This is a genomic window from Proteus vulgaris, from assembly GCF_011045815.1.
GTDB classification, from domain to species: Bacteria; Pseudomonadota; Gammaproteobacteria; order Enterobacterales; family Enterobacteriaceae; genus Proteus; species Proteus vulgaris_B.
The window spans coordinates 2,423,716-2,436,084 of sequence record NZ_CP047344.1; the positions used below are offsets into that span (position 1 = coordinate 2,423,716).

The 12,369-nt window shown below is 36.8% G+C and carries 14 protein-coding genes; 5 read left to right on the forward strand and 9 right to left on the reverse strand.

The window, feature by feature from the left end; genetic code table 11:
- Window positions 1-2 precede the first annotated feature (2 nt).
- Window positions 3-386: a DUF454 family protein gene (locus GTH24_RS11550; protein ID WP_072068409.1), complete on the reverse strand. Its 384-nt coding sequence runs from the start codon at window positions 384-386 to the stop codon at window positions 3-5.
- Window positions 387-485: 99 nt separating this feature from the next.
- Here GTH24_RS11550 and GTH24_RS11555 point away from each other — a divergent pair, with 99 nt between their 5' ends.
- Complete coding sequence (locus GTH24_RS11555; RefSeq protein WP_072068410.1) at window positions 486-695, forward strand: YpfN family protein; 210 nt, start codon at window positions 486-488, stop codon at window positions 693-695.
- Here GTH24_RS11555 and GTH24_RS11560 read toward each other — a convergent pair.
- The 3 genes from GTH24_RS11560 to ypfJ form a co-directional block, all read right to left on the reverse strand.
- Window positions 658-2,706, reverse strand: a complete 2,049-nt coding sequence (locus tag GTH24_RS11560) for a tRNA(Met) cytidine acetyltransferase TmcA (protein WP_072068412.1) — start codon at window positions 2,704-2,706, stop codon at window positions 658-660. The two genes, GTH24_RS11555 and GTH24_RS11560, sit on opposite strands and share 38 nt — an antisense overlap.
- Window positions 2,707-2,708: 2 nt before the next feature.
- Complete coding sequence (locus GTH24_RS11565; RefSeq protein WP_006533030.1) at window positions 2,709-3,161, reverse strand: DUF441 domain-containing protein; 453 nt, start codon at window positions 3,159-3,161, stop codon at window positions 2,709-2,711.
- A 61-nt stretch (window positions 3,162-3,222) separates the two neighbouring features.
- On the reverse strand, window positions 3,223-4,107 hold the full coding sequence (gene ypfJ / locus GTH24_RS11570; protein WP_072068413.1) for a KPN_02809 family neutral zinc metallopeptidase: 885 nt from the start codon (window positions 4,105-4,107) through the stop codon (window positions 3,223-3,225).
- Window positions 4,108-4,327: 220 nt separating this feature from the next.
- On the opposite strand from ypfJ, the gene GTH24_RS11575 reads away from it, so the two are divergent.
- Together GTH24_RS11575 and GTH24_RS11580 are read left to right on the forward strand one after the other, a co-directional pair.
- On the forward strand, window positions 4,328-5,026 hold the full coding sequence (locus tag GTH24_RS11575; protein WP_164526445.1) for a helix-turn-helix transcriptional regulator: 699 nt from the start codon (window positions 4,328-4,330) through the stop codon (window positions 5,024-5,026).
- Between the two features lie 93 nt (window positions 5,027-5,119).
- The gene (locus GTH24_RS11580; protein WP_072068416.1) at window positions 5,120-5,731 is read left to right on the forward strand and encodes a glutathione S-transferase family protein; all 612 of its coding nucleotides are present in this window, start codon (window positions 5,120-5,122) and stop codon (window positions 5,729-5,731) included.
- A 143-nt stretch (window positions 5,732-5,874) separates the two neighbouring features.
- Here the strand turns inward: GTH24_RS11580 and purC are convergent, their stop codons facing one another.
- The 4 genes from purC to dapA all read right to left on the reverse strand — a co-directional run bounded on the left by purC (window position 5,875) and on the right by dapA (window position 9,936).
- Window positions 5,875-6,588 (reverse strand): phosphoribosylaminoimidazolesuccinocarboxamide synthase, encoded by a 714-nt coding sequence (gene purC, locus GTH24_RS11585; RefSeq protein ID WP_072068417.1) that lies wholly within the window; start codon window positions 6,586-6,588, stop codon window positions 5,875-5,877.
- Between the two features lie 508 nt (window positions 6,589-7,096).
- Complete coding sequence (locus GTH24_RS11590; protein WP_072068419.1) at window positions 7,097-7,687, reverse strand: phosphatase PAP2 family protein; 591 nt, start codon at window positions 7,685-7,687, stop codon at window positions 7,097-7,099.
- Between the two features lie 286 nt (window positions 7,688-7,973).
- Entirely contained in the window at window positions 7,974-9,020 is a 1,047-nt protein-coding gene (bamC, locus tag GTH24_RS11595) for an outer membrane protein assembly factor BamC (RefSeq protein WP_072068420.1), read from the reverse strand.
- Between the two features lie 16 nt (window positions 9,021-9,036).
- The gene (gene dapA, locus GTH24_RS11600) at window positions 9,037-9,936 is read right to left on the reverse strand and encodes a 4-hydroxy-tetrahydrodipicolinate synthase (protein WP_072068421.1); all 900 of its coding nucleotides are present in this window, start codon (window positions 9,934-9,936) and stop codon (window positions 9,037-9,039) included.
- Between the two features lie 215 nt (window positions 9,937-10,151).
- Here dapA and GTH24_RS11605 point away from each other — a divergent pair, with 215 nt between their 5' ends.
- Both GTH24_RS11605 and bcp read left to right on the forward strand, forming a co-directional pair.
- Window positions 10,152-10,709 (forward strand): glycine cleavage system transcriptional repressor, encoded by a 558-nt coding sequence (locus GTH24_RS11605; protein ID WP_072068422.1) that lies wholly within the window; start codon window positions 10,152-10,154, stop codon window positions 10,707-10,709.
- Between the two features lie 18 nt (window positions 10,710-10,727).
- Window positions 10,728-11,198 (forward strand): thioredoxin-dependent thiol peroxidase, encoded by a 471-nt coding sequence (gene bcp, locus GTH24_RS11610; protein ID WP_072068424.1) that lies wholly within the window; start codon window positions 10,728-10,730, stop codon window positions 11,196-11,198.
- Between the two features lie 70 nt (window positions 11,199-11,268).
- On the opposite strand, the gene GTH24_RS11615 is transcribed toward bcp, so the two are convergent.
- Window positions 11,269-12,345, reverse strand: a complete 1,077-nt coding sequence (locus tag GTH24_RS11615; RefSeq protein WP_072068425.1) for an AI-2E family transporter — start codon at window positions 12,343-12,345, stop codon at window positions 11,269-11,271.
- Between the last annotated feature and the right edge of the window lie 24 nt (window positions 12,346-12,369).

Here is a 12,369-nt window from a genome sequence, read left to right on the forward strand (position 1 = left end):
AATTATTTCTCACATGGGGCTTCTTGTTGATCGTTTACAGGAAGTCTCCACATAAAAATTAACAAACAAGCTAGGATTATGAGTAATAATATTCTGACCCATAGCATTGATACTAACCACAGTGAAATCGCAAAAGTAATTAAAATCACTAAAATAGCTTTAGGTTTCGCCCCTTTAGGCATAGCGCGATAAGCTTGCCAATAACGTAAATAAGAGCCAAACCAAGAGCGGTAAAGCAACCAATGATGAAAGCGTGTTGATGAGCGTGAAAAACACCATGCAGCAAGTAATAAAAAAGGTGTTGTGGGTAATACAGGTAAAATAACACCCAGCGTGGCTAATCCAACGCATAACCAACCTGCTATAATCAATAATATCCGTTTCATACTGTGCTTTTCCAACTTATGCTGTATCTGGTTATTTTATAGCGTTAAATAAAAAAGATCCTCATTCTCAATAACGATTTTAAAACAGAAGGTTTATTTATGCACTGGTTTGCTGACTATTGGTGGGTTATTTTAATTCTTTTAGTGGGAATTATTATTAACGCAATTAAAGATATGAACAAAATCGATCCTAAACAATTTCTTAAAAATAAGCGGAAATTGCCTCCACACCGCGATTTTAATGATAAATGGGATGATGAAGATGATTGGCCTAAACAAAATCAAGACAAGAAGGATGTGAATAAGTAGCTAACCACTGTTGATAATGCGATGTTAATTGAGGATCTTTTTCAGTCATTAATTTCGCGCATTGTTCTCTTAGTTGCTTAGTTAAGACTTTTTTTCCTGATAAAGAAAACTCAGCCACACACTGCTCAACTGTTTTATTTTCTACAAAAAAAGCCACTAATAACGGATAGTGTTGCTCATAACCTACCAAAAAGTTGGCAACACACTCATAAACGGTAAGTACCGGACGATGAGCAAATGCAAAACCTGCCATCATTAACCAAGCGTCCTGTGATGTAGCAATATGATGGGGTAGCAATTTCGTTGATAAACAGAGACCTGTTTGCTGTTTTATCTGCTGATATTGCAAAGCAAAAGCGCTTAAAGACGAGTGCAATAACTGTTCACCTTTTTCTGTTAGTGGATAAATAGCCATTGCTGTATAACATCCGCTACTAGCCTCTTTATGCACCCCTAATCGTACTATTTGAAAGCCACATTTCATCCAAAACTGCGCTAAAACTTCGGTGTAACCAAAGCTCACTGAAAGGTAATCAATAGCCTGTTTTTGGCTCTCTATTACAATATTAGTCATTAAAGTTGCAGCAATTTTCTGGCGCCGATATTGAGGTAAAACGGCGATTCGACTAATGCGCAATGAGGTTAAACACACTGCATCTGGTGTTAAACCATAGGTGACTAATGATTGAGCAAGTAGATTACCTCTAGGCCTACGAGTACCTAGCCATACATCATAAGCAAGTTCGAAAGGTAATCCCCCTTCTTCAATACACCACACCGCACCCACGATTTTTTTATTGATTGTCGCTGACCAATAATGCTGTTTTTGACCATCAAGTAAACGCCGTAGATCCAACGGTGTTGTTCGATAATGCGCACTAGTAAGCAGTTGATAAAACCCATATAGCTGTGGAATATTATTATGCCAATTTCCTTGAAGCTTCTGGATATCGACTTCACCTTGTTGCTGGCGTTCAAAATCATACTCAGGCTCATCAAGTAATAACAACTGATTAAGCCAATTTTCTAATGGACAATCTTTAGCCCAGCGGATTGGTGTTTGTAATTGATAAGTGCGTAAATGAGGAATGTTGTCTCCTAATTTAAGCATAAAACCACGCCCTGTCCCCTCATAACCTTGTACTGTGGTTGTCATTAACACATTAGGAAAATAACCACATAGCACTTCTAATTGTGCAATTGGTAGAGAAGCAGCTTCATCAATAATCAACCAATCACTTTGAATTTCATTATTTTTGCACAGTGCTAATAAATTATCAGGAGAGTAAAATGAAATAGCTTTGTTGGTATGGGAAGATAAAACATCAGTGCTATTTTTAGCAGGTGCACAAACTATCACATTACCTTGATATTGCTCGATAAACATACCAGCAAGCGCAGATTTTCCACGCCCTCTTGGTGCAATAACACTCCAAACACCAGATGTCGATATAAGCAAATTATCTAAAATCAATTGCTGTTCTGTGGTTGGTTCACCCTGTGGAAGTACCCAAGGTTTAGCTTTTTCAATCATTGTAGGCAACTTTAATAATGTTGATTGTTGCCACACAATCACTTGCTCATCACCTAATGTGATATCTTTTAGCCATACCATAAAGTTCGGCGTTGAAAGTACACCTTGAGCATCATTCCAGCGCTGACTATCGTTATCTATGTAGCTATCCCAACTTTCAATATTGGGTAAACACAGGATCAATAAACTACCGGCTTTTAATGTGCCCGTTAACATGGCTAAAGCATCGGTATTAAATCCCTCATTAGCATCAAAAACAGCATGTAGAAACTCTCGTCCTAACAGACGAATAGCGTGCTCTGGTAAAATTGCATTAGGCTGGCAGGATGAAATCGTTATCCAATCACCTTGGCATAACTGGGTAATTTGCTGGATCTGTTCTGTTTGCCATGTAGGTTCGCCTGCTAATAGCAGTAACTGACGCAGCCCAAATCGCGCTAACTTTTGCTGGTATTGATGCAAATGAGAGAATGGCACCGCTAGGATTTACCAATTAATAATGAAAGAATACCAGCTGCAATTAATGGCCCAACAGGAACACCACGGAAAAGCGCTACTCCAATAACTGTTCCCACTAATAAGCCGGCAACCGTTGAAGGCTGGTTATTCATTAAAGAAACACCTCTAGCCCCCAGCCAAGAAACAGCGATACCAATAGCAATCGCTAATAGTGATTTCCAGTTTAAGAATGAATTAAGAACTTCTTGTCCTGATATACGCCCCGTTGCAATGGGAGTCATTACGCCGATGGTAAGAATTAAGATCCCTATGGTCATGCCATATTTTTCAACAACAGGAAAATATTGATTTAATGGTGTTATTTTAATGACTAACAAAGCCAGCATAGCTAACGTCACAGTCATGTTATGACTAATAATGCCGAGCCCAGCGAGAACCAGCAAAATTAATAATGAGGGATCAACATTGCTCATGTTTGTTCCTAACCCTTTCTCTTTATAGTGTTAATTGTCTTTTATTTACCAAAGAATGGTATTAGTTCGAAGACGAAGAAGCAAATGTATCGCAAGATTTAATATTGCCACTGTTATACCCTCGCATAAACCAAGTTTTACGCTGTTCTGCGCTACCATGTGTAAAACTGTCAGGTACAGCATAACCTTGCTGTTGTTGCTGTAATTTATCATCGCCAATAGCTTGCGCTGTTTTAATTGCCGTTAATAAATCACTTTCATCAATACGGCCCTCACCTGCAATAAAATGCCCCCACATTCCCGCAAAACAGTCAGCTTGTAGTTCTAATTTTACAGATAAGCGATTTGCTTCTGCTTTTGAGCGAGCCATTTGTTGTTTTTCGCGCATTTGGGTTGTAATGCCTAGCAAATGCTGAACATGATGACCAACTTCATGAGATATAACATAGCCTTGGGCAAATTCACCACCACCACCTAAGCTATTTTTCATTTCATTATAAAAGGAAAGATCAAGATAGATTTTTCGATCCACGGGACAATAAAATGGCCCCATTATTTTTGTGCCCGTTCCACATTGTGTTGTCGTGCTATTGGTATATAGCACAAGTTTAGGATCACTATATTGTTTTCCTGCCTGTGTAAAAATTGTTCGCCAGAAATCTTCTGTACTGGCTAAAATAACACTACTAAAATCGGCTGCTTCATTATAGAGTGCGGTTTGTTGCTCATTACGTTGTGGGGCTTGATTATTGCCACCTGTTAACGTGTTAAAATCAAATCCCATAAAGCTGGCGATAACTAAAACAATAATTATTACAAAACCATATTTAGTACGCAGTAAAAGTGCAATTAATCCTAATGGGAGATTGCCACCACCAGATGCAGAGGAAGGTTGCCCTCTTCTGTCTTCTACATTATTACTTCTTCGGCGATCATTCCAACGCATAACATATCCCCACGGTTTTAATAGGCTAATTTATCTTTATTATGAGTAAATTTATCACTTGATTTGAGATAATAACAAAAAATTGTCATCTCTATTCCCTATTTTTTGAGAGCAAGGTAATAGAGACTATTAGAGAAAATAACTCAACACACTTTAGTCATTTCATAATAGAATTCTTATTCCTAATCATCGTATTTTTTGTTAACACATTGAGATCTTAATGACTCGGACCCAGCGCTTACTCACTTTATTACAAATTCTAAAAGAAAACCGTTATCCGATAACTGCTGAGGCACTCGCTAATAAATTACACATAAGTGCACGGTCGATTTATCGTGATATTGAATCTCTACGTGATCAAGGTGCTGAAATTACGGGCGAAGCGGGTATAGGTTATCAATTGAGATCAGGATTATTACTTCCTCCATTAACCTTTGATATCAATGAATTGGAAGCCCTTATCTTAGGATTGCGTTGGGTTGAAAATAATACAGATAATGAATTAAGCTACTCGGCATTACGTGCGATTAATAAAATTAATGCCGTAGTCACAACACAGCATCAAACATTACTGGAGCAAAACACATTATTTGTACCTACAAATCGAATTATTGAAGTTAACCACACTATTGCTAAAGATTTACGTTTAAGTTTACGTGAAGAGAAAAAAGCGAAAATTGATTATAAAGACGCTCAAAAACAATTAAGTCATCGTGTTATTTGGCCGATTGCGGTTGGCTATTTTCAAGACTCGCAAGTCATTGCTGCATGGTGTGAATTACGCCAAAGCTATCGCCATTTTAGACTCGATAGGATTATTTCTTATGATGTATTGAGTGATAATTTGCCTTATCCAAAAAGTTATTTGCTCGATAGATGGAAAAAAGAGATCCTCAAAGACACTCCTGACAATAACTGACACTCAACTTCCGTAATATCTTCCTTGCTGTCCCTCATTTAGCGATTTCAGTTTAAACAAACATTATGTCAATCAACACAGTAAGGAAACATCATGAGTGAACTTATCCTTTATACTAATACGATATCTCGTGGCAACACAGTTGAGCTTTTCTTAAAGATATTAAATGTACCATATCAGCGCATTGAATTAGCTTATGGCGAACCAATGCATAGTCCTGAATACCTTGCAATTAATCCGATGGCGAAGGTTCCTGCATTAGTTGATGGCGAATATATTGTTACAGAAACTTCCGCAATTTGTGCTTATTTAGCGGATAAGTTTATTGAGAAAGGATTCGCACCTGCACTAAATTCTCCTGAAAGAGCTACCTATTATCGTTGGTTCTTTTTTACCGCAGGCCCTATTGAAGCAGCATTTACAGTCAAAGATCTCGGTGTGGAGTTGAATGAAGAACAACAAAAGTCCTCTGGTTTTGGTTCATTTGAACGTGCCTTTCATTGTTTAGAAACGGGGCTAGCCAGTGCTAACCCTTATATTTGTGGCAAAAATCTGACTGCGGTTGATGTGTATGTGGGCTATTTCCTAATTTTCTTATGCAAATATGCACTCATTGAACCAACACCATTAATTAATCAATATATTGATAGTCTTGCACTTAATAATGAAATTAAACAATTATTAGTAAGTTTAGGATTACGATGATTATTCTTATTATTAAACGTAATTTTATCAATATAACTGCTTAATCATGTTCTTTTAATACTCTTTTTGAAGAAACAAAAGGTCAGTTTTTAAGCTGACCTTTTTTATTATATTGTTTTCTCTTTACGTAATCGTTTGCGTATTTAGTCTAAAGAAACACCAATTCGGCGTGCAACTTCTTCGTATGCTTCAATTAATCCGCCTAAGCTTTGACGGAAACGGTCTTTATCCATTTTATCTAAGGTATTTTTATCCCATAGACGGCTACCATCAGGAGAGAATTCATCACCCAATACGACTTTACCGTGGAATAGACCAAATTCGAGTTTAAAATCAACTAAAATAAGCCCTGCTTTATCAAACAATTCGCTAAGGACATCGTTTGCTTTATAGCTAAGACGTTTCATTTCTGCGAGGTTTTCTTTAGATACCCAATTAAAGGTTTCACAATAAGATTCATTCACCATAGGATCATGACGCGCATCATCTTTTAAGAATAAATCAAAAATAGGTGGGTTTAAAAGCATACCTTCTTCAACGCCTAAACGTTTAACTAATGAGCCAGCCGCGCGATTGCGAATAACACATTCAACAGGCACCATATCGAGTTTTTTAACTAGCACTTCATTATCAGAAAGCAAACGTTCCATCTGCGTTGGGATACCCGCTTCTTCCAGTTTATTCATAATGAAATGGTTAAATTTATTATTTACCATGCCTTTACGATCAAACTGTTCAATACGTTGGCCATCTAACGCTGATGTATCATTTCTGAATTCAAGGATAAGAAAATCAGAAGATTCAGTGGTATAGACTGTCTTGGCCTTTCCACGATACAACTCAGCTTTTTTCTGCATCTGACACACTCCAAAGATGTGATAGGTTTAACAAGAAATTTGCTTCCCATACTCTACTCTAGATTAGATAAAAAAGCTTTTAAAACGTGAGAGCTATCACTAAAAAATCTTGAAGATAACGTATTGATAACAGCACTATTTATAGAGAATAAAAGTGCATTATTATCTTTAATATTTAAAATAACAACAATTAACCATTAAAAGTAATAAAGAGAAGTTCTATAATAAGGTAAGAATATAGCGGATATAAAAAATCAAAATAAGAATATTTTTAGTTTATATCTCTGTATCATCTCCTTTTTAGAGTTATATTATTTTTAATAATTAATTCATTTTTCATTACGCCCATCTTGAGTTGTTGTGAATAAAAAAACCAAATTAATTTCTTTTTTATTAGAAACTAATTTGGTTCTATTTCTTATTACTAAATTTCAACAAGCTATTTTTATTCATTTAACTTTGTATTTTTTTAAATATACCTACGAATAAAAATGGTATAAATTTTTCATTACATAATAAAACAATAGATTTCATAAGCAAACCAACCTAATAAGGCGCCTGCTGGTAAATCAATTAAATAGTGTTGTTTGGTAAACATACAAGATAAAGCAATAAATAATGGGAATAAGAAAACCCAAGGCCCTAATGTTGCATATGCAAGACAAGCAGTAAGTGTTGCAACTGAAACGTGCATGCTAGGGAAACAGTTTGATGAGTCATCAAAGTGTTGAACAAACTTAAGAAATTTCTCTGATGCTGTTTTTCCTGGGTTAATGGTTCGCCAATGTGCAGGGGTGGCAACAGGAAATACTACAAAGAAAAACATTTGCATGACTAACAGCACTATATAACTAAAAACAATCATAATAAATTGTCTTGAGTCTTGAATAATCCAGTTAAGATATAGAATTGCGGGATAATATAAAAAACTATAAATCCATGACCACCAAGGCCAGAAAGGAATTTTTTCATCAACAGGTGAATTAATTACTTTCACTTCTCTCAATGTATATCGTTGAGTAAAAAAATAAAATTGATAAACACCTACAATAAGTATCCCACTTAATATCAAGTGAATAATCATATCACCCGCACTCATAAATACTCCTTCATATAGTTAGAGAATGCTTTGTTATTTTTATTAAGAATAAGAATTGACGCAATATTACATAAATTTAAGAGCATTGCATTAAGATTAATATTATTAACAACACCAAATTAAACATTATCATTAAAAGAGCATTCAATTAATGACGAATTTAATAGTGAATTTCTATTTAAATTTCTAAAAATAAAAATAAGTAGAGATTTCTGCCGATTAAAAACACAAAAAAACCGCACAATTGATATTGTGCGGCTTCTCTTTATTTTATAAAGCGGAATACCTATTTCACAGGTTTACTGAAAGCGGCTTTCAACGCTGCAACCATTTGATCATTCTGTGATTGTGTTAATGGCTTACCTTTATCACTGATAAATTGTAGGCTACTACGGTTATTTAAATCACCCACTTGTAATTTATAATCCGCTTCTTCTACAGTTGGTCTATCAACACCCAACGAGCTCCAGTTTGCGCTACTCATTCCTTTATAGGTTACTTCAACTGAACCTTTAGAACGTGTGCGGTCGCCCATTTTCATTCCCACGCTTTCTAATGCGATTGGTAATCTATCCCAAACAACATCGAATGGCGCACGTACAATAATCACTGGAAGCCCTGCATTATCACTGCCACTCTGGACATCAATAATACCTTGAAGATTACTTGTAGCTGTATTTTCGCTTAAATTACGCATACGGTTTAAACCATCAACCAGCTCATTAAGCATTAAAATATTATAACGTTTTACTTCAGCTGGATCAGTAACGTCTGTTTCGCCTTGGCGTAAACCTTCGTTAGTCACTGTTAATGAAATTACATTACCCGCTTGAGCTATGACTAAGCGTTGACGTGTTTGGAAAGGCACGTTTTCATCTGCACGTAGCCATGTTATCCAATCAGTATGAATTTCTTTTTGCCCTGCATCACTTTTTACAATAGCAACGCCTTTATCCTTTAAGATAGCCGTTACTTGCTCATACAGTGTTGTATTTTCAGGAGTGCTAGGTAAAAACAGTTTGCTGTTATCTGCATTATTTTCACTACGTGAACCACTTAATAAGTTCAGAGCTTGAGTCGGTGGACGAATATCAAGCGCTAAGCCTACTGGCTCAGTTTTTTTAGGGGTTGGAATATCATATTCCCCATTTTGCAAAGGCAACACCATACCCGCCGGAATAGCTAAATTCTTTAGCCCTGCCGTCTCTAAATAAGACTCATCACCACTGACCTGACGTTTATAGCGCTGATCACTTGAACAGGCTGCCAGTAGAACCACCAGCGACAGACCCGCGACTTTCATAATCTTTGATTTATGCAATAGTGTTGCCATTAAAATTCCCTAAGTTTTACAGTATTCCCGCTGTTAACAGCGCTTTCTCGACAATTTGCTGACCTGATGATGTCAACGGAGTCATAGGTAAGCGCAATGTGGCGTCTTCAATCAATCCAATACGTTGACACGCCCATTTAGCTGGGATTGGATTAGGTTCAACAAATAACTGATGATGCAAGTCCATCAGACGTCGATTAAGTTCACGTGCTTTTGCAAACTCACCCGCATTTGCTAATCGACATAATTCTACCATCTCTGACGCAGCAACGTTAGCAGTAACCGAAATAACACCATGGCCGCCAAGTTGCATAAAGTCTAATGATGATGCGTCATCTCCGCTTAATAAGATAAAACTATCATCATTAACCAACTCTTGGATTTGACTAACCCTACTTAAGTTCCCTGTCGCCTCTTTAATTGCCACAATATTATCCAACTTGGCTAAACGTGCAACTGTTACTGGCAATAAATCGCATCCCGTACGTCCTGGCACATTATACAGGATTTGTGGTAGTGCGGTGCTTTCAGAAATCGCTTTAAAGTGCTGATACAAGCCTTCTTGTGAAGGTTTATTATAATATGGCGTCACACTTAAACAACCCACAATACCTTTGTTTTCAAATTGTTGTGTAAACCAAACAGCTTCAGATGTTGCATTAGCACCCGTACCTGCAATCACAGGAATACGTCCATCTGCCATATCTAATGTCATTAAAACGACATCAACATGCTCGTCATGACTTAATGTTGCAGACTCACCTGTTGTACCAACAGAAACAATGGCAGCACTGCCTGCATTAACATGATAGTCAACTAATTTACGTAAACTAACCCGGTCAACATTGCCTTTTGCGTCCATTGGTGTAACCAATGCCACCATACTGCCTGTAAAATTAAATTCGTTATTCACCATAATCATTGCTCCGAGATAGACGTATACTCAATGGTACTCATTCATTGCTCTATTGAAAACTACTTAACTCTAGGTTTCTAATGAAATTTGCTAATATTCTTTGATATGAATTAAAGAGATATAATAATTGAAGATAGTGAGCAAGGGATCTTGGCAGAAATCAAAATTTGTGTTTACCTGTTAAGAATAAACTGAAAGTCAAAAGGAACCTCATTTTGCCCATACCTGATAAACATTTTCTCGTCATTACTGCATTAGGCGCTGATCGCCCAGGTATTGTTGATACCATTACACAATTAGTCAGCCAATGTGGATGTAATATCGAGGACAGCCGTCTTGCGATGTTTGGTCAAGAGTTTACGTTTATCATGCTACTCTCAGGTGGCTGGAACGCTATCGCACAGTTAGAAGCGTTGTTGCCGATTAAAAGTGCGGAACTTGATTTATTGACCGTCATGAAAAGAACAAAAAATGGGGCTCCCATTACCTATCCTTCAACTATTGCAGCGAAGGTTGATATTGAAGATGCACCCGGTATTGTAGAACGCTTTACTAATTTGTTTAGCCAGCATAATTTTAATCTTGCTGAATTAATTTCTAAAACGCACCCGTCAGAAGATGGCACACCTGCCCGTTTAGAAATACAAATCACGGCGCATAACCCATTAGATGATCACGGTCTTGTTATTAATGAGAAATTCAATCAGTTATGTACAGAGCTAAATGCTCAAGGCACAATAAGTATCGTAAATAGTCTGATGATGAAACAGTAAAAAATGGAGAATGACCAAATGAACCCATTAAAAGCCGGTGAAAAGGCGCCTCAATTCAGTCTGCCCGACCAAGATGGAGAAATAATTAATTTATCTGATTTCGCTGGTCAACGCGTGCTCGTTTATTTTTATCCTAAAGCAATGACACCAGGCTGTACGACACAAGCTTGTGGCTTACGTGATGAAATGGATACATTAAAAAAGGCCAAAGTCGAAGTATTGGGTATTAGCACAGATAAATCAGAAAAACTTTCCCGTTTCGCTGAAAAAGAAATGTTAAACTTCACATTACTTTCAGATGAAGATCATAAAGTTGCAGAAGAATTTGGTATTTGGGGAGAAAAGCAATTTATGGGAAAAACTTACGATGGTATTCATCGTACTTCTTTCTTAATTGATAAAAATGGCGTTATTGAACACGTTTTTGATAGCTTTAAAACGACTAATCACCATCAAATCGTTCTCGAATATCTCGCCCAGCATCCGTAAATAAATACCTGTATTGATAAGACAACAGACAGTTTTCACTGTCTGTTTTTTTGCTAACTCAAAACTATCTTTAACTTTTCTTTATATGTTGCTCATTTGCAATTTCATCAGGTAATGCATGCAATACTGCTTTTATCAATGTTGCTAATGGGATAGCGAAGAAAACCCCCCAAAATCCCCACATACCACCAAATATAATCACGGATAAGATAATAACTAAAGGATGCATATTTACTGCTTCAGAGTACAAAATCGGTACTAATAAGTTGCTATCTAATCCTTGAACAACAAGATAAGCGATAAATAACGCCCAAAAATCAGAGCCTAATCCCCATTGAGAAAGCGCAATAACAATCACAGGGATCGTCGCTAAAACAGCGCCAACATAAGGTACTAAAACAGAGACACCTACAATAACAGCAAGCAGTACGGAATAACGTAGATCGAAGAAGGCAAAAACAAAATAAGTAAAGATGCCAACAATAACCATTTCTGTCACTTTGCCACGAATATAATTGGTTATTTGCTGATTAACTTCAATCCAAACTTGCGCTGCCAGTATTCTATTTTTTGGTAAAACACGACGTACGGCATTAAGCATTTGTTGCTTATCTTTAAGCAAAAAGAACGTCATTAAAGGAACAAGAATAAGATAAATAGAAAGTGTGATAACGCCAATTAATGAAGCTAAAGATACCTTTAAGACAGATTCAGCGACTGTTGAGAACTTACTACGTAAGTTTTCTGCCATCATATCAACAATACCCGCATCCATTAATGCGGGGAAACGATCAGGCAATTCATGTGCAAATGCATTGAACTTATTGATCATATTTGGGATATCAGAAATTAGTGTCATCCCTTGTTGCCAAACTGTGGGTGCTAAAATCAAAATAACGATAGCACTAATACCAATAAAGAGTGTCAGAATAATTGATACCGCCCATATGCGAGCGCATCCTAATTTCTCAAGTAAATGAGTTGGCCACTCTAAAAGATAGGCAAGCACAATTGCCACTAACAAAGGAGCGAGTATGCCACTGAAGAAGTACAGAATTAAAAAGCCTGCAATTAAGATAACCACAAGGGCGATAACTTGTGGATCAGCAAATCGGCGTTTGTACCATTGAACAAGCAAGTCCAGCATGAAAATAAAGATCCTTTATAATAA